The following is a 17,731-nucleotide window of genomic DNA, read 5'->3' as shown; positions in this document are numbered from 1 at the left end:
CGCCTCAATCGCTGACTGAGGAATACGGTTGTGGTAATCCACCAGAGTACCATCCACATCTAAAAAAATAATCTTTGGCATCTTATTCTCCTTGTCTTCTTTCTACTACAAGTATAGTCTGTTTTTTTCTCAAAAAACAGTCGAAAACTGCGAAAAACTGATACTATTGTAGGAACTTTAAAAAAGAAAGCCACGTGGACTTTCTTTTAGATATTAGCATTTCAGGTTGCTTTTAGTACTTGCTCCACTAGTCTGGGAGAGTGAAACAGTTCGGGGAACTGTTTCAGCTGGTCACCCAGAAACTAGAAAGTGACCACAGAAGTTCGGGGAACTGTTTCAGCCTGAGCCTATAAATCCGAGAGCGAAGTAGGCAAGGTTGGTGATGAAACGAGGTAACTCGTGTCAATAGCTGCAGGTTGTTTCAACAGTCTAATGACTGTTGAAGGTTGGAAATCATACTGACAATAGTCAGTAACAATCGTAGAGTACGGCAATTCGAGTTCAAATAATCATGAAATTATTTGAAGTTGGCAATAAGGAAACGAAGTTTCTAACGACCACTTTTTTAATGAAAGGTGGTAGGCTGAAAACCTCCACTGGAGCTTTTCACTCATCAAGATACGAGGGCGTTAAACGAGCAAAGCAAAAATAGGAGTTTTGACGAAGAACTACAAGTTCTAGGAAACAACTATCTTTTTTGCACAGCTCGTAGCCCGAGTTCAATTCACTGAGACTCTTGGCGAAGTATCTTTTTGATTTTTTTCAGATTTAGTCCATTACAGCTGTGGCTACCTTTAGGTATAAACTGAATGCTCTATTATTTCCGTTTTGGTGGGTTATGAATAGCCACTCCCAAGACATCTAAGAAGGCTTCATACATCACTTCTGAGAAGGTTGGATGCCCGTGGATGGAAGCTGCTACATCGTCTACTGTCAATTCTGATTCCATAATCGTTGCTGCTTCATTGATCATTTCAGCTGCGACTGGTCCAATGATATGAACTCCGAGAATTTCATGATATTTCTTTTCTGCGATAACTTTGACAAACCCATGCGCTTCATTTGAAGCAATCGCACGACCATTTCCAGTAAAGCTACATTTGCCGACCAAGACATCGTTACCATACTGCTCCCGCGCCTGCTCTTCAGTCAAACCAACCATTGCAATTTCTGGATGTGTGTAGACCGCTGCAGGGGTAAAGTCCAATTTTGCCTTATGGTGGTTTCCTTTAATAGCATTTTCAGCCGCCACTTCACCCATACGATAGGCAGCATGGGCCAACATTTTCGTCCCGTTCACATCACCTGGGGCATAGATACCTGGAATAGAGGTTTCTTGGTAGGCATTGACCTTGATTCGTCCGCGATCCATCTCCAGATTTAGATTTTCAAGACCTGCCAACTGTGGAACACGGCCGATGGAAAGGAGGGCTTTTTCTGATACAATTTCTGTTCCATCATTCAACTTGATGGTCAGTTGGTCGTTGGCTTCAATGATTTCAGACACACCAACAGAAGTCAAGAACTTCATACCTTTCTTAGAAAGAACCTTTTGCAATTCAATCGACACTTCACGATCCATGCCTGGAATGATGCGATCTGCCATCTCGACAACAGTTACTTCCGTACCATAAGATGCATAGACAAGTCCAAGCTCTACTCCGACAACGCCACCTCCCATAACAGTCAGTGTTTTCGGAATTTCACGAAGATCCAGAATATCATCTGAGGTCAAGACAAGTTTCGAGTCAATACCTGGAATATTGATACGAGATACCTTTGAACCTGTCGCAAGGACGATGCTCCGCCCTTTGATCGTTTGGCTACCAATCGTCACTGTCTTATCTGGATTTACTTGACCAAGACCATTGAAAATGGTGACCTTATTGGCCTTCAAGAGACCTTGTACCCCGCCTGTCAATGTTTTTACAACAGAGTTTTTAAAGTCTACTGTCTTATCCATGTCGATCGTATAGTTGGTAGAAGCAAGGTTAATCCCACGTCCTGCTGCAATTTTCAGACCGTCAAGAATTTCAGCGTTTTTAAGGTAGGTTTTCGTTGGGATACAGCCCTTGTTCAAGCATGTTCCACCAAATTCGGATTTCTCAACGATCGCAATTTTGCCACCCAGTTGAGCACCACGAATGGCTGCATAATACCCCGCAGGTCCCCCACCGACAACAATCATATCGTATTCATCAGCCGCCAGCTCTGCCTTTGGTGCTGTCGGAAGCTCTGCTGGAGTAGCTGGGACTTCAAGACCTGCCGCTTTCAAGTCTGCGCTTGCTTGTGCGATGTCTGCTACTTGTGCTGCACCTGTCTCAATCACTTCGCCTTCTGCACCAATGTAGCCAATCACTTCGGTAACAGGTACTGTCTCACCATTCCCACGAACGATTTTTAGCAATACTCCTGAGTCTTCTGCTTCCAATTCCATGCTGGTCTTGTCAGACATCATTTCCAAGATGACATCACCTTCCTTGACTAGATCACCTTCTTGTTTTTTCCACTCGATGATTTCACCTTCTTGCATGTCAACGCCAAGTTTTGGCATAATAATTTCAACTGCCATGATTAAGATACCAAGAGCGAAGAGAAAGCGACTGAAAAATAGGAAATCGTAGAAAATCCTGATTTTCTAAACGATTTATCTTTTTTCCGAGCTTTCCGCTCGGGTTCAGTTGCTAAAACTCTCTCGCTCTTATTCCCTTTCTTTAGTTTTTATTCAGAAATGCACATTTCTTTAGTTTTGTCCCATGGAAAAACGATTATCAGATTAACAGTTCCAATGGGTTTTCCAGTAGGTTCTTCAAATCAACCATAAACTTAGCACCATTCATACCATCGATAATACGGTGGTCAATGGTCAAGCAGAGAGCCATAATCGGACGGATTTTAATTTCACCATCGACCACAACTGGTGTTTGAACTGTTGAAGCTACCCCTAAAATGGCTGAGTTTGGTTGATTTATGATGGGATTAAAGGTCTTGGTGCCAAACATACCCAAGTTGGTAATAGAGAAGGTCGAACCAGACATTTCTGCCCCTTTCAGCTTACCTGATTGGGCTTTTTTAATCACATCTTTTGAGGCCACGACAAAGTCAGACAGGCTCATCTTGTCTGCACCATGGACAACTGGAACCACCAAGCCATCATCCAAGCCAACAGCAATTCCAAGGTTGACAAATTTGTGGAGCTCAATTTCTTGGGCGTCATTGATGAGCGAAGCATTCATATAACGATGCTCTTCCTTCATCAAGGTGCGGGTTACAGCAAGACCAATCAAATCTGTAAAGGTCACTTTTAAGCCCGTCTTATTCATGATTGGTTCAAGAATTTGCTTGCGCAGCGCCATTAAATTGGTCATATCAATATCGTAATTGAGCGTAAAGGTTGGGGCAGTAAGGTAGGAATGAACCATCCCTTTTGAGATAGCCTTGCGCATTGGGCTCATCTTGATGATTTCAACACCTTCTGGCAACTCTTTAGCTGGTTTTTCTTCAGCCTTAGGAGCCGTTGCTGCAACTTCTGTAGCGGCTGGTGCAAGAACTGCAAGAACATCGTCCTTGACAATCTTACCATTGACACCTGAACCTGTAAGGGTAGCCAAGTCTACACCTTGATCTGCTGCAATACGAGCAGCAAGTGGAGTTGCTTTTGGCGCTGCTCCCTTGAAGGCTTCTACATCAACCTTGTGAACGCGACCATTGGCACCCGTACCTGGAACAAGACCCAAGTCAATTCCAAGCTCACGCGCCAACTTACGAGCGGCTGGAGTCGCACGAACCTTGCCACCACCTTGGGGCTTCGCTGCAACTGTCGGAGCAACGACAACTGGGGTACGACCTGCAGGCACTTCTTCGATTGCTGCCGCTGGCTCAACCACAGGAGCAGATGAAGCTCCTGCTTCGACTGTTTCGCCTTCTGCACCGATGTAGGCAATCACTTCGGTAACAGGGACGGTTGCACCGTTTCCATGAACAATTTTTAATAGGACGCCTGACTCTTCTGCTTCCAACTCCATGCTGGTTTTGTCAGACATCATTTCCAAGAGGACATCGCCTTCATTGACGAAATCGCCCTCTTGTTTTTTCCACTCGATGATTTCACCTTCTTGCATGTCCACACCGAGCTTAGGCATAATGATTTCAATAGCCATTATTAAGATACCAAGTCCGAACAGAAAACGACTGAAAAATAGGAAATCGTAGGAAATCTTAATTTTCGTAACGATTTATCTTTTTTCCGAGTTTTCCGGACGGGTTCAATTCCTTTCTTTCAGTTTCTTACCTTGTCAAGAACCAAACCAGGCTTCGATTAGCAAATCGGTTCCATTCTTTTCCAAGCATTCTTAGTGAAGCTAGAATTTCTAGATTCTAGCATAGCAGAGTTAGCGTTTTTCCGATTGCTTTTCTAACGAGACGATTTGGTGCAGGCATAACTTACGTTAGACAAGCCAAATCAACAAAGTCAAAAAGATAAGCGGATGACGATAGATTACCCCTTGTTTACTTGCTTGTAAATTGCTGCTTTGATTTTCTCCACGTTTGGCAATACTGCATTTTCAAGAATGTTTGCGTAAGGAACTGGTACATCATCAGAAGCGATACGGATGATCGGGGCATCCAAGTAGTCAAAGGCTTCGCTTTCTGTGATGATCGATGCGATTTCACCGATGAATCCACCTGTTTTGTAGGCATCATTGACAAGAATCACTCTGCCTGTTTTCTTCACAGAATTGATGATCAATTCTTTGTCCAATGGGATAAGGGTACGTGGGTCAACCACTTCTACGCTGATACCTTCAGCTGCCACTTCTTCAGCTGCCTTCAAGGCACGTTCCAACATGCGGCCGTAAGAAATGATGGTGACATCTGTACCTTCCCGTTTGACTTCACCCTTCCCAAGTGGGATATAGAAGTCTGGGTCAAGGTTCACTTCTTCTTTTTTACCGTAAAGTGCTTTTGGCTCTAGGAAGATAACCGGATTGTTATCCAAGATAGATGATTTTAATAACCCTTTCGCATCGTTGGCCGTACCCGGTGCAACAACCTTGATTCCCGGAATATGGGTCAACCAGGCTTCTAGAGACTGTGAGTGTTGCGCTGCTGACCCAATTCCTGAACCTGAAGCTACGCGGAAGGTAACAGGAGTTTTCAAACCACCACCAAACATATAGTTCGTTTTTGCAGCTTGGTTAACGATCGCATCAAGGGCAATCGTGATAAAGTCCATGAAGGTCAAATCAACGATTGGGCGAAGACCTGTTTGAGCAGCTCCCACTGCAGAACCTGCAATCGCTGCTTCTGAAATAGGAGTGTCGCGGACACGTTTTTCCCCGAACTCTTCCAACATTCCAACAGAGGTACCGAAGTCTCCGCCATAGATTCCTACGTCCTCTCCCATTAAAAATACACGTTCATCCTTACGCATTTCCTCGCTTTGAGCCAAGTTAATTGCTTCACGCAAGGCCATTACTTTTGTTTCAGCCATTTTATACTCCTAATTTATATCAATTTATCTTTGCTGTACTAAGGAAAATCAACCAATTCCCCCACCATCATTGATCAGCATACCTGCTTGAGACATCCTAGTTTGACTTGCTTCTCAGAACATCGTCCAACTTTTTACATTAAAATCGTGTTCGGTCTAAAAACTCGGAAAAAAGAGACGCAATCGTTTCAGCTTCAGCTGAATTACGAATGTAGCTACCTTTAGGTGCGAACTTCCTTGTGTGCAAGCACACTGTGTCAGTTCCCTATTTTTCAGTCGTTTTTTAAACGACCTCACAACTTAGAATTGTACTCGAACTAAGGACTGGGCGAACTTTGTTCCCCTCCAGTAAGTAGGTAGTCCACCATAGTGGATACCGTAGTTTGACTTGCTCCTCAGAACATCGTCCAACTTTTTACATTAAAATCGTGTTCGGTCTAAAAACTCGGAAAAAAGAGACGCAATCGTTTCAGCTTCAGCTGAAGTACGAATGTGGCTACCTTTGGGTGCGAACTTCCTTGTGTGCAAGCACACTGTGTCAGTTCCCTATTTTTCAGTCGTTTTTTAAACGACCTCACAACTTAATCCACAAACACATCTTCGTAAGCAACTGAGAGGTCTGGATCTGGGCTTTCTTGGGCAAATTTCACAGCGGCCTCTACTTGCTCTGCCACCTGTGCCTCAATCGCATCCAACTCCTCATCTGTAGCAATTTTATTTTCTGTTAAATACTGACGATACTTTTTAAGTGGGTCTTTTGCCTTCCACTCATTGACTTCTTCTTTTGTACGGTAAGCACCAGCATCAGCAGTCGAATGACCAAACCAGCGGTAGGACTCCACTTCCACCATGGCTGGACCATTCCCCTGACGAACGTATTCAATCACTTCCTGCATCTTTTCATACACTGCAACAACATCGTTCCCATCTTCGACATAGTGACCTGGCATGCCGTAGGCTGCAGCCCGCTGATGGAGGTGTGGAATCTTAGTAGAATAAGAAATATCTGTTGAAATACCGTAGCGATTGTTGGTGATAAAGAAGATAACCGGTAAATTCCAAACAGCCGCTAAGTTCATAGACTCGTGGAAACTACCTTCATTAGTAGCTGAATCCCCTGAAAAGGCAATAACGATATTATCTGTTCCAAGGTACTGTTGGGTGAGGGCAGCACCGACTGCAAGAGCATAGCCACCTCCTACGATACCATTTGAACCAAAGTTTCCTTTTTCAACATTGGCCAAGTGCATGGAGCCACCACGCCCCTTAGAAGTTCCTGTCGCCTTACCAGCAAGCTCTGCCATCATACCGTTAATGTCGATTCCCTTAGCAATAACATGACCGTGTCCACGATGGTGCGAGAAGATAATATCTTGTTCTGTTAAGCCAGCAATCGGACCAACAGCAGCGGCCTCTTCCCCGACTGAAAAATGGGTCATCCCCTGTACAAATCCACGGCGAACCAGTTTATTTAATTTCATATCCACATCTCGGATTTGTTGCATTTTTAGGAACATATCCAAATGTTGTTCTTTTGAGATAGATACCATAATTTCCTCCAAAGTTGTTCTGTTTCCCTTTCATGATAATCCAAAAATTCACAAATAGCAAATAATTTAACCGTTTTCTATTTGATACCAATCTCACGAAAACACCTGAAATCGTGCGTTTTTTCACAATTTCATCCTAGTTTTCTCTCCTCATCATGTTCTTTTTTTCACAAGCTAAATCCCGTTGAATCTTCCTGTGTTTTATGATAAGATAGCCATGGAGGTCGCTATGGATTTCGATTTATTTCTATTGATATGTAACTATATCGGTACCATCTCATTTGCTGTTTCTGGAACCATTAAAGGCTTTAAGAAAAAATTGGATATTTTTGGGATTACCTTGCTGGCTACCATTACAGCTATCGGTGGAGGGCTTATTCGGGATGCCTTGATCAACCGATTTCCGCTCACCTTTGTAGAGCCTTCTTCTATCTATCTCTCTATCCTTGTATCGATTATCATGTACTTATTCGTCATCACGAAAAAAAATGAATCCCCCCGCGATAAGACCTTGTATCAATTTCTCGGGAGGATGAACCTTATCTTTGATGCGATCGGCCTCGTCATCTTTGCCTTAATTGGAGCCAGTAGCGGGGCTGAGTTAGGCCTTAACTTCATGACCTCTGGTATTCTAGCCGCCCTGACCGGTGTTGGCGGAGGCATTATCCGTGACTTGCTCGTCAACGAGACACCCCTTGTATTAAAAGAAGATGTCTATGCTGTTCTTGCCCTTTTTACAGGCATTAGCTATCACATCCTTGTCCTTGATTGGAGAATGGCTCGCATCCCTGTCTTTATCGGACTATTCTGCCTCTTTCTCCTCATTCGCTTACTGGTTATTAAATACCATATCAATCTACCAAACATGGAAAACAGTCAAAAACGCTGAGGCTCAGCGTTTTTTTACTACTCTATAAAAGTTTCGCTCACAATGGAAATTGGTGAGAACAACTGCCCTCCTCTCCAGCAAAGGGATCGTCTTACTACTCTTATACTCAATAAAAATCAAAAGTAGACTAGCTTTCACAATTAAGAATTGTGAAAGGTTGAATAGGAGATTAGCATCGCTAATTTCCTTATATCGCAGGCGAAGGTAGTTGAAATAGTTGATAACTATTTCAAGTTGGAAATAAGAAAAGTCGTGACTTTTCTCAATAGTTCCACCCTATTTCCAGGGAACCGGCTGAAAACCTCCACTGGAGCTTTTCACTCGTCGAAGTAATAAAAGAGACGCAGCTGTTTCAGATTTAGTCAATTACAGCTGTGGCTACCTTTAGGTATAAACTAAACATACTATATTACCAACCACCTGGCCGTTCCCCTGCTCCATGTCCCCCACCAAAGCCACCACCTGGTCCCATGGCAACAATGTCGGTTTGTTTTTGCCCATTGACTGTTACATCACCGCCGGTGAAGCTAACTGTGCCATCAAAGTCAAAGGCTGATGTTGGTGCTGTGATTGTGATACTACCTCCTGAGATGGACAAATCTCCATTTGAATCAAAGGCATCCGTATCACCTTGACCGACCGTCACATTGACACTGCCACCTGTCACTTTGATAAAAATATCGGCTCCCAGAGCATCGCTTGCGGCATTGATACCATCGTCTGTGGCAGTAACCGTAACCGTTCCGCCAGTGATTGTCACATTTGTAGCTTCCAGCCCTTCTGTACTATTGGTCACTGCCACTTGCCCATCATCAATCGTCAAACTAGAGGCTGCCTTAATGCCGTCATCTCCAGCCTGAACCGTCGTACTACCGCCTGTAATCTGAATGTTTCCCTTGGTCGTATCCTCATCATTATTGGACTTAATCCCATCGCCTGCAGCAGTCACATCAATCGTTCCCCCTGTGATGATCACCGCATCTTTCCCGCGAATACCATCATCTGTTGCACTGACTTGAACAGTTCCTGCTTCAATGACGAGGGTATCCGAGGAGACGATTCCATCTTCAAAATTGCCCTCTACCGTCAAATTCCCCCCACCTGTAATCGTCAAGTCGGCCTTGGAATGAATCGCCCCTTCGATATTACTATCGCTATGTTGCTTGCTATCTGACACAAGATTTTTTGTTCCCTCCTCTAATTCCAAGACTACATTGTCTGCTGCTTCTACAAAAATTGCCGCAGTATCTTGGCTGGAAATATTGGTTCCTGCTAACACTAAACGGACATTCCCAGTCACCTTGACCTGCACACCTGCTGTTGTGCTACCTGTCAAGATGTAGGTCCCTGCCTCTGTAATCGTTAGCCCTTCGTTCGTCAGGGTCACCTCCTTGGTCGGTAGACTATCCCAGTCAAGTTCACTGGACGCTGTAGTCGCTAGACTAGTCGCAACTTGACTCGTCTGTGTGCTGGTTGACGATTGACCTGTAGCGGTTGAGCAAGCTACAAGTAAACTCATACTTAACAGTGTCACCGATGACACTAAGATCTTTTTTAACTGCATACATGATTCCTCGATTTCTATCATTTTCGACACCCGCAAATAACCTTCGGTAGATGTTTCACAGAGTATCGACATGGAAAAAGTATACATCTGTTTTCTGAAAAATTCTTTAATTTTTCCTAAAAGAAAACTTATACTCCATAAACATCAACAGTTGACAGCGTATCCTTTTGATGTTTAAAGAGTATTAAACAGGAGTATCCTACAAGCAAAAAGGGCTACGCGCATTGCCTAACCCTTATGTGCCAACCTTTCTATATCCATCACTTTATCACAAACTCGAGCGAGTAATTCAGCATCATGGGAAATCAGCAAGACCAATTTCCCCTTAGACTTTAAGAATTGAAGTTGAGTAGCGAGCTGCTCCATTTGCTCCCTATCCAGACCACTTGAAGGCTCATCAAAGATGAAGATGTCTTTATCCCCCAATAGGCTGGCTGCAATCATTAGGCGTTGTTGCTCCCCCACTGATAGACTCATGGGGTGACGGTCTAGGAGCTGGGAAAGGCGAAAGGCTCGCACTATTTCACGGTCTATCCGATTTGAGGCAAGCCCTAAGCTCAACTCCTTCTCCACCTGTTCTGTTACCAGTTGCAGGCGCACATCTTGCATGACATAGGCCATCGTGAGGAGACGATTGCGAGCAGTTAAGGCCTGCCCCTGCCAATAAACAGGCCCTGTCTTATCACCTTCTAAGCCTAGCAGAGAGCGGGCAAAGCTCGTCTTGCCAGAACCGTTGGCCCCTATGAGGCCTACGACCTGTCCAGGAGCCAACACTAATCGTTTTAATCGATAGAGGCAGTCTTTTCGATGATAGACACAAAAGTGTTGCAGTTCAAGACCAGCTGGGTCATTGCGAAAGGAGCAAGCCAGTTCTCCTACCTGAGTCTGGTAAGGACTGACATCAGATGCCCGCAAGCCCAGTTCTTCTCGTTTCTCCTCCGAGTAAGCTAAAAATACACTCGCAGGTAAGTGTTCTATGAGCTTTCCATCATAAAAATAAGCATACGAATCTGCCAGCTTACGCAAATAAGCCAGACGATGTTCTGCAATAATGAGGGTCTTTCCTTGCTTTTTCAAGGCAAGGAGCAGCTCCTGCACTCGCTTAATGCTTGGTGCATCTAGGTTAGCTGTCGGCTCATCAAAGATTACAATATCTGTCCCCTGCATCGCTGCAGTTGCAATCGCAACCACCTGCTGTTGTCCTCCGGATAAATTTTCTACAGACTGTCTCAATAAAGGCTCCAACTGAAAATGTTTGGTCACCTCTGCCAACCGCTTAGAAATTTCACTGCGGTCCAGTCCTTGATTTTCACAAGGAAAGACTAATTCTTGTAGAACTTCCCGGTGAAAAAATTGGACAGCCGGATTCTGAAAGACCGAAGCGACATCCTCAGCCAAGCGTTCGAGACTGGCCTCTTGATAGGAGAGCCGTCCGATTCGTAAACTTCCCTCAATCTCCCCTTGATAGTATTCTGGAACTAGCCCATTGATAAGGTGTAAAAAGGAGGACTTACCTGACCCACTCGGACCGCACAAGACTAGACAGTGACCTTTTTCAAGACGCAAGTCCTCTATCTGGCAAGCTCCTTGCTCGCTCTGAGCATACCTAAGTCGCAGAGATTTGGCTTCTAGTTGAATTTCAGAATCAGGAAACTGAGACACCACGCACACACACTCCAATCTATCCATGTCCAACGAGACTGCAGAAATTCACTCGGTCTCTTTGTCACTGCCAGTCCCTTAGTCAAGGTGGCTATTGTCAAATCCTGGGCCGCACGCAGCAACGACATCATTAAGGGAACCAAGAGATACTCTATATAGCGATGAGGCTGCTTGAGGAGATCGCGCTTCCTCAAACATATTCCTCGTGTCTGTAAAGAGAGTTGAACCAGCCTAATTTCTTTTTTTATCCGCGGAAGAAAGCAGAACATAACCCCTAGGGTCAACAAAAAACTTTCTGGTAAACGCCACTTTCTAAGGCCATGAATCAATTCATAGGTCGAGGTCGTAAGAAGCAGAAAGTGTCCCGCCATCAGAGGAAACCAGATATGACTCAGCATAAAGGTGAAGCGAAAGATCCACATGGGAAGCCAGTCCACTTGGCTCAGCTGATTCACCACAAGATAACCTAGCAAGGTGACGAAACCCATCTTTATATGCCCTACAAGAAAGTAACAAACTGCCATGCCGACCAGTAGATAGAGACCTTCTAGCACTGTCATAGGTAGGCCATAAATGACACCCGCAAAAATGACCAATAAGATCTTGCTTCTAGCATCAAACCTCATTCTAATAACCCCGATTTTTTGAAAGACTTAGTCAGCATTCTTTGACCTAAAAAAGCTCCAATCAAGGCTCCGACCACAATCGTTGCGGACAAGCCCAGTACATTAGCAGGGGTAAAGTCAACCATGACACGGGCAATATAGGCCGCAGACTTCCCACGTGCTAAAAGATTTGCCTCATAGGCATCTCTCATCAACCACATCAGAATAATCGGTCCTAGATTTCCAAAAGAAAAAACGACAAAACTCACGATGGTAGCCCCTGTGCGCTTGTAAGCTCCCTGTTTTGCAATAAAATCTCCCAATATACCAAAGAAGAGACTCGGCAAAAAGGCTGCCGTCATATAACCCGATAAGAAAAAGAAACAAGCCATAACAGCACTCACCAAGCTAATCGAGCCAAATTTTCCTACCTTAGCCACTAATAGCATATAGACTGGACCGCCTGCTATGGCCGAAAAGGCCGGAGCATACATCATATTCCCCGAACGGTCAAATAAGGTGGCTACTAAGGTTCCTAGACCCACACATAGGAAGTAGAGAGCTGCAAAAGCTCCTGTCACCATCAAATCGTTTACTTTTAATTCTTTCATCATCTTCTCCATCGTTATTAAGGGCAGAACTGTCTTGATTGTCACATTAGGAAGTACCACTACTCTATCAAATTAACGTCTGAATAGGCAAGGAAATCAAAGGTAGTTGCTATCGTTTCCTGTATTCATCGAACACTCGTCAGATTTCCTATTTCCTAGCCCAGGCTTCTAGGGTCACTTTCTTATTTCTAGGTGAACTGTTTCAACCTGAGCCTGGAAATTTGAGGACGAAGTGGGCAAGGTTGAAAATGAAACGAGGTAACTCGTGTCAATAGCTACAGGTTGCTTCAACAGTCTAATGACTGTTGAAGGTTGGAAATCATACTGACGATAGTCAGTAACAATCGTAGAGTACAGCAAAGCGAGTTCCAATCATCTGGGAGAGTGAAACAGTTCGGTGAACTGTTTCAGCCTGAGCCTAGAAATTTGAGAGCGAAGTGGGCAAGGTTGGAAATAGAGAAACGGAGTTTCTAACGACCACTTTTTTAATGAAAGGTGGTAGGCTGAAAACCTCCACTGGAGCTTTTCACTCGTCGAAGTAAGAAAAGAGACGCAGCTGTTTCAGATTTAGTCCATTACAGCTGTGGCTACCTTTAGGTATAAACGAAACGACTATAGCTTGTAAACCCATTCGGCGCAGGCAAGGGTCGTCTCCCTGTGGGAGATAAGAAAGACTAGGCCCCTGCACTCCTGTTTGACCAACTGGAGGAACAAGGCTTCATTCAGCGAGTCCAAATGACTGGTCGGTTCATCGAAAATATAGCAATCTGCTTGCTTTAACAAGGCTCGCATCAGTTCCAACCGCTGGGCTTCTCCAGCCGAAAATGTCGTCGTATCCATCACCGTGTCAAGCCCAGCCTCTGTCTCTAAAATACGGTCTTTCATCTGGCATTTTTCTGCCAAAGAAAGGATTTCCTCATCTGAGATATTCCTCCGTCCCAGGACCAGATTTTCACGAATGGTCTGTTTAAACATCTGGGGTTGCTGGGGGACATAAGCAAAATGGGCCTGTAGCTGGTAAGGATGCACCGTCTGACTATTGCGCTTGTTCAAGCGAATCTCTCCTGCCTGCCAATCATACCAACGCATCACCAGTTTCATCAAGGTTGATTTTCCCACTCCCGACGCTCCCACAATGCCAATAATACCCCCTGTTGTAAAGTCGACGGACAAGCCATCATAGATGGGTACCCCATCAGGTGCATAAGCAAATTGTAGGTCGCGAATGCCAATCTCCTCGATGGTTTCCAAGAAAGGCTCTCCCGTCTTATCCATCTCTGGCTCATCGAGCAGGGCCAAGATATTACGCCCCGCATTCATGGCACGTCTAAACCCTAAAGGCAGGCGACCTAGCTCCAGAAATGGTGCAAAGGAACTGGTAAAGGCAACTACTAACGATAGGCCCGCAAATCCGCTCAATTCTTCCATTTCAACAAGTAGGAGCGTTTGCCAAGCAAAGAGAGTCAGACCGAGACCGATCACCGCAAAACTACCTGCCTGCTGCATAAAATTGGTCTGAGCCACCTGCCTTTCCCTCGCATTGACTTGTTGACTCTGTCCCTGCAAGACCTTGGTGTAGGCAGGCATTTGTTGGAATTGTAATAAATCCTTGACCGCTTTCAATCCTTGAAGAAAAGAAGCTGCATAACTCTTTTTCTCCTGATGCTGTGCTTGTAAAATAGGGGTCAACTCCTTGGCAAATCGCTCCGGTAAGACGAGTCCCAGAACAGCATAGGTCAAAAGGGCTAGAGCTGCCAAGAGGAGACTCTGCCAGGCAAAAAAACCAGCTACTAGAATGGCTACCAACACTCCTGTGGCAATAGGTGCTAAGGTATGGGCAAAAAAGATTTCCAAGGCCTCAATATCCTCACCAATCATCTTGAGCAAGACTCCACTGTCTTGACCATCCAATTTACCCGGTGCCATACGGCGTAATTTGGCAAATACCATCTTTCGCAAGGTGGCAAGACTATGAAAAGCCACATAATGCCCAAAGTAGTGTTCACCATATCGGAAGACACCCCGCAACAACCCCAAGCAGATAAAGACTAGAAGAAGCCACCCAGACGGTGCTGTCCCCTTCTCTAAAGCCTTCCCTGCTGATTGTAGTAACAAAACAGGAATGCCAATCGTGGTGCCAACTCCCATAACCGCAAAGAAAACCGCTAGCCCAATGTAGAAAAGCAGGTGTTGCATCATCTTTATCAACCGGAACACCACCATTCTTGTCGGGTATCTTTCTTTATCCATAGACGGATGCCTCCAATTCTGCCTGAGTATCTACTAAGTGGCGAAAGGCTGGAATCGTATGATACAATTCCTCTGCCGAACCTATAAACACCTGATGATCTACCAAGAAAAGGGTCTGCTCTGCACGATACACCTGTTTCATCTTATGGGTGATCACCACGACGATTGCCGTCTTTGCAATCCATTCAATCAAGCGAAAGATCTGCGCTTCATTATCCGCATCAATGCTCGACGTTATTTCATCAAAGATATACAGGGACCGCTTCGCCAAGATTGCTCGGGCGCAGATAATCTGTTGGCGTTGACCGACAGACACCTTCTGTCCATTTTCTCCTACTATCGTCTCTAAGCCATCTGGCAAATCATGGATAAACTGCAAGACACCCTGCCTATCTATCCATGCGAGGATTTCTTCTTTTGTCCAATCACAGGCCATTGCCAAATTGTCATAGATGGATTGATTCAACAGGTAAGATTGATTCGATACATAAAGAACCTCGCGGTTGATAGCTGTTTGAGACACATTTTTAAGAGCAGTTTCACCACATACAATCTCTCCTGTTTGGGGAGTCAAGCGTTTCATCAAGAGCTGGGCTAGGGTTGTCTTGCCCTGTCCAGACGTTCCTGAAATAGCATAGAGATGTCCCGCTGATAGGTCGGCGTCAATTTTTTGCAAGACCTCCTTTCCTTCATAGGCAAAAGAGACCCCTCGCAATCGTACACAATCAAAACTCTCTAAAGTCGGCGTCTGTCCTTCTGATATTTCCTCCATACTATCTAAAAAACAAAAGATACGATCAGCCATTTTGGTCGTCATCATGACAAGGTGCATACCGTAGCCCTGCTCTCGAAGCGGGGCAAAAAATTCGGTCGCAATCAGAATAAAAAAGATAAACTGAAACAAGGACAGGTGTCCCGTAACCAACTGACCGATAGCTAAAAAGCCGGATACTCCAATCCCTAGATACATGACTGCATCCATGTAGCCTACTGCCTGCAGTTGAAAACCTAACAATTCCATCGTTGCATCCCTAAACTCTTCTGCCTGCTCATTGAAATTCTTCTCATACACGGCATCTGCCTGATAGGTATATAAGGTATTTAAGCCCTTCAAATCATCTAGAAAAAGGTTCCCCACATCCATATAGGAGGCCCAGTAGCGATTCATGATACGCTGTGAGCGCTTCTGCATAAGAATACTCGAAAGCGGAATGAGAGGAAGAGCTATAAGAAAGAGGAGGCTCCCTAGCGGGAACAGCCAAGCCACCACAAGGAGAACCGTTGTACAGTTCAGATAGGTCCTTAGCGCCAGTGTCAGGTAATGGGAATAATAGGTATCCAGGCTATCAATGCCTTGGGAGGCTATCGTAAAGACATCTGAGGCCGTTGCCTCCGACTCAAACTGCCCATCTCGCGCAATCAAGACCTCAAAAAAGGATTTTTTCAACGCATCACGGGCAAACTGGGAGCCGATTCCCTGCAAGCGCTTCGCCATAAGCGCTACCGCATAGCCGACCAAATTCACGGCTAACATACGAAAGAGTAAGTCATTGAGGGCAATCGTTTCTGTTGCTAGAGAAGCAGCAAAAATGTGACTCAGCCAGTAAAAACTCAAAACCCGTACCAAAAACTGAACCCAAGACAACAAAGCTGCCACATAGACCACTGTCATCTTCGGTCGTATCTGCTCTTTTAGTCGTGCCAACAGATATTTTCTCTTCTTCCGTGACAGTTTCTGAGCTTGATGCATCCCACTCCTCCCTTCTCCTATTTGTGACTATTATAACATTCTTTGAATTATCTGTAAATTCTAATCTGGCACTCAATAAAAATCAACTATAAACATTGTTATAGTCAAAAATGAGAGAAACATTCACCACACAAAAAAGGGAGTAAACAGGTACCGTTCGCAAAGCTACAGTCCTGTCCTACTCCCTGATGTTATGGATAAAAAGTCCGGATTATATTTCTGACAACAAAGCGGATATTGGCTAAGGTCACCTCTTTTTGCATGGCTGTTTCAAGAGGATAGACTCCCGTCTGAATAGCATAGGTGGCTAAAAAATAGTCATCAAATACTCCTAGCTCTGTCGCTAGACTGCCGCAAACTGCAATCGTAGGAATCCCTCTGGTCCGAGCTAGGCTCGCCACTCCCACTGGAACCTTACCACTCAGACTTTGGGCATCCAAGCACCCTTCCCCTGTAATGACTAGGTCTGCTTCCTGCATCGCCTGCTGTAAGCCAACGATTTCTGCCACAAAGGGAAAGCCTGCTCTGAGCTCACCTCCCAAGACCACAAGCGCACCACCCAAACCACCTGCAGCTCCCGTTCCAGCAAGGGTCTGCAAATCGATGCCCAGTTGCTCCTTGACGAGTGCTACATAGGCTAAAGCCTCCCGATCCATTGCTGCTACCTGATGGGGAAGAGCCCCTTTTTGCGGACCAAAGATACGGGCGTACCCTTCCTTGCCTGCATAGACATTGGTCACATCTGTCAGCCCGACAAGAGAAAGGGAGCGCAGTTGCTCCTTCTCCTCTTTCGTCAAACTAGCCAGTAACCCCTGTCCGCCATCAGAGGTCCCCGTGCCACCTAAGGTAACAATGATTTCCTTACATGAGCGACGGAGAGCATCCCTAATCAAGGCTCCCAAGCCACAGCTAGTCGCTCGCTCAACCGTCTCTGGTGTCGGCGCTATCCTATCGATACCAATGACTGACGCCGCCTCAATAAAGGCTGTCTGTCCGACCAGAAAATAGGAAGCCTCAATAGGGCGCTCTAATAAGTCCACCGTTGGAACACTGATAAACTCTCCATCAAGCGCCTCCACTAAAGCCGCCAAAGTCCCCTCACCACCATCAGCAATCGCAAAGGTCTCTACTTTCGCCCCTGCAAGCACTCCCTCGACAGCCTCTCTTGCTGCCTGATTCAACTCTGCAGAAGTCGCCGAACCCTTAAATGAATCAATGGCAATGATAATCTTCATATCGTCCTCCATTACCGCCACTTAAAACACTGCTACTACCCTACCGCTACATTCCTATAGTCGTAAACAATCAAACTGGTCCTTCCTCTACTTAAAATGGTACTTGGGCTAAAGGGAT

At 45.1% G+C, this 17,731-nt stretch carries 12 protein-coding genes and 1 pseudogene; 1 reads left to right on the top strand and 12 read right to left on the bottom strand.

All coding sequences use genetic code 11. The features are described 5' to 3' along the window. The 5 genes and pseudogenes from BVE84_RS03620 to BVE84_RS03600 form a co-directional block, all read right to left on the bottom strand. Positions 1 to 81 (bottom strand): annotated as a pseudogene (locus BVE84_RS03620) (HAD-IIB family hydrolase); the annotation flags it as partial. Between the two features lie 736 nt (positions 82 to 817). Next, complete coding sequence (lpdA, locus tag BVE84_RS03615) at positions 818 to 2,572, bottom strand: dihydrolipoyl dehydrogenase (RefSeq protein WP_076995727.1); 1,755 nt, start codon at positions 2,570 to 2,572, stop codon at positions 818 to 820. 199 nt (positions 2,573 to 2,771) lie between these two features. Then, positions 2,772 to 4,160, bottom strand: coding sequence for a dihydrolipoamide acetyltransferase (locus tag BVE84_RS03610; protein WP_076995726.1), 1,389 nt, complete (start codon positions 4,158 to 4,160; stop codon positions 2,772 to 2,774). Positions 4,161 to 4,498: 338 nt separating this feature from the next. Continuing rightward, positions 4,499 to 5,494, bottom strand: a complete 996-nt coding sequence (locus tag BVE84_RS03605; RefSeq protein WP_076995725.1) for an alpha-ketoacid dehydrogenase subunit beta — start codon at positions 5,492 to 5,494, stop codon at positions 4,499 to 4,501. A gap of 581 nt (positions 5,495 to 6,075) precedes the next feature. Beyond that, positions 6,076 to 7,044, bottom strand: a complete 969-nt coding sequence (locus tag BVE84_RS03600; RefSeq protein ID WP_076995724.1) for a thiamine pyrophosphate-dependent dehydrogenase E1 component subunit alpha — start codon at positions 7,042 to 7,044, stop codon at positions 6,076 to 6,078. Between the two features lie 229 nt (positions 7,045 to 7,273). Here BVE84_RS03600 and BVE84_RS03595 point away from each other — a divergent pair, with 229 nt between their 5' ends. Further along, the gene (locus tag BVE84_RS03595) at positions 7,274 to 7,933 is read left to right on the top strand and encodes a trimeric intracellular cation channel family protein (RefSeq protein ID WP_076995723.1); all 660 of its coding nucleotides are present in this window, start codon (positions 7,274 to 7,276) and stop codon (positions 7,931 to 7,933) included. A 409-nt stretch (positions 7,934 to 8,342) separates the two neighbouring features. Here the strand turns inward: BVE84_RS03595 and BVE84_RS03590 are convergent, their stop codons facing one another. The 7 genes from BVE84_RS03590 to BVE84_RS03560 form a co-directional block, all read right to left on the bottom strand. Continuing rightward, positions 8,343 to 9,497 (bottom strand): carbohydrate-binding domain-containing protein, encoded by a 1,155-nt coding sequence (locus BVE84_RS03590; protein ID WP_083708212.1) that lies wholly within the window; start codon positions 9,495 to 9,497, stop codon positions 8,343 to 8,345. Positions 9,498 to 9,728: 231 nt separating this feature from the next. Continuing rightward, entirely contained in the window at positions 9,729 to 11,162 is a 1,434-nt protein-coding gene (locus BVE84_RS03585; RefSeq protein ID WP_244157390.1) for an ABC transporter ATP-binding protein, read from the bottom strand. Further along, positions 11,129 to 11,788 (bottom strand): energy-coupling factor transporter transmembrane component T family protein, encoded by a 660-nt coding sequence (locus tag BVE84_RS03580; RefSeq protein WP_076995720.1) that lies wholly within the window; start codon positions 11,786 to 11,788, stop codon positions 11,129 to 11,131. Before BVE84_RS03580 ends, BVE84_RS03585 begins: the two co-directional genes overlap by 34 nt. After that, positions 11,785 to 12,378, bottom strand: coding sequence for an MptD family putative ECF transporter S component (locus BVE84_RS03575; RefSeq protein WP_076995719.1), 594 nt, complete (start codon positions 12,376 to 12,378; stop codon positions 11,785 to 11,787). The genes BVE84_RS03580 and BVE84_RS03575 overlap by 4 nt, the downstream gene beginning before the upstream one ends. A gap of 612 nt (positions 12,379 to 12,990) precedes the next feature. After that, positions 12,991 to 14,628 (bottom strand): amino acid ABC transporter ATP-binding/permease protein, encoded by a 1,638-nt coding sequence (locus tag BVE84_RS03570; protein WP_076995718.1) that lies wholly within the window; start codon positions 14,626 to 14,628, stop codon positions 12,991 to 12,993. After that, on the bottom strand, positions 14,621 to 16,378 hold the full coding sequence (locus BVE84_RS03565) for an ABC transporter ATP-binding protein/permease (RefSeq protein WP_076995717.1): 1,758 nt from the start codon (positions 16,376 to 16,378) through the stop codon (positions 14,621 to 14,623). The genes BVE84_RS03570 and BVE84_RS03565 overlap by 8 nt, the downstream gene beginning before the upstream one ends. 191 nt (positions 16,379 to 16,569) lie before the next feature. Next, positions 16,570 to 17,613, bottom strand: a complete 1,044-nt coding sequence (locus tag BVE84_RS03560) for a glycerate kinase family protein (RefSeq protein ID WP_076995716.1) — start codon at positions 17,611 to 17,613, stop codon at positions 16,570 to 16,572. Positions 17,614 to 17,731 lie beyond the last annotated feature (118 nt).

Origin of the sequence: Streptococcus azizii (assembly GCF_001984715.1) — a bacterium.
Lineage (GTDB): Bacteria > Bacillota > Bacilli > Lactobacillales > Streptococcaceae > Streptococcus > Streptococcus azizii.
Note: the sequence above shows the minus strand (reverse complement) of the source record. Positions and strands in the feature narration are given on the sequence as shown.

Bases quoted from the DNA above. Each gene is read 5' to 3' on its own strand.
- lpdA (WP_076995727.1), bottom strand. From the start codon at position 2,572: ATGGCAGTTGAAATTATTATGCCAAAACTTGGCGTTGACATGCAAGAA.
- BVE84_RS03610 (WP_076995726.1), bottom strand. From the start codon at position 4,160: ATGGCTATTGAAATCATTATGCCTAAGCTCGGTGTGGACATGCAAGAA.
- BVE84_RS03605 (WP_076995725.1), bottom strand. From the start codon at position 5,494: ATGGCTGAAACAAAAGTAATGGCCTTGCGTGAAGCAATTAACTTGGCT.
- BVE84_RS03600 (WP_076995724.1), bottom strand. From the start codon at position 7,044: ATGGTATCTATCTCAAAAGAACAACATTTGGATATGTTCCTAAAAATG.
- BVE84_RS03595 (WP_076995723.1), top strand. From the start codon at position 7,274: ATGGATTTCGATTTATTTCTATTGATATGTAACTATATCGGTACCATC.
- BVE84_RS03590 (WP_083708212.1), bottom strand. From the start codon at position 9,497: ATGCAGTTAAAAAAGATCTTAGTGTCATCGGTGACACTGTTAAGTATG.
- BVE84_RS03580 (WP_076995720.1), bottom strand. From the start codon at position 11,788: ATGAGGTTTGATGCTAGAAGCAAGATCTTATTGGTCATTTTTGCGGGT.
- BVE84_RS03575 (WP_076995719.1), bottom strand. From the start codon at position 12,378: ATGAAAGAATTAAAAGTAAACGATTTGATGGTGACAGGAGCTTTTGCA.
- BVE84_RS03570 (WP_076995718.1), bottom strand. From the start codon at position 14,628: ATGGATAAAGAAAGATACCCGACAAGAATGGTGGTGTTCCGGTTGATA.
- BVE84_RS03565 (WP_076995717.1), bottom strand. From the start codon at position 16,378: ATGCATCAAGCTCAGAAACTGTCACGGAAGAAGAGAAAATATCTGTTG.
- BVE84_RS03560 (WP_076995716.1), bottom strand. From the start codon at position 17,613: ATGAAGATTATCATTGCCATTGATTCATTTAAGGGTTCGGCGACTTCT.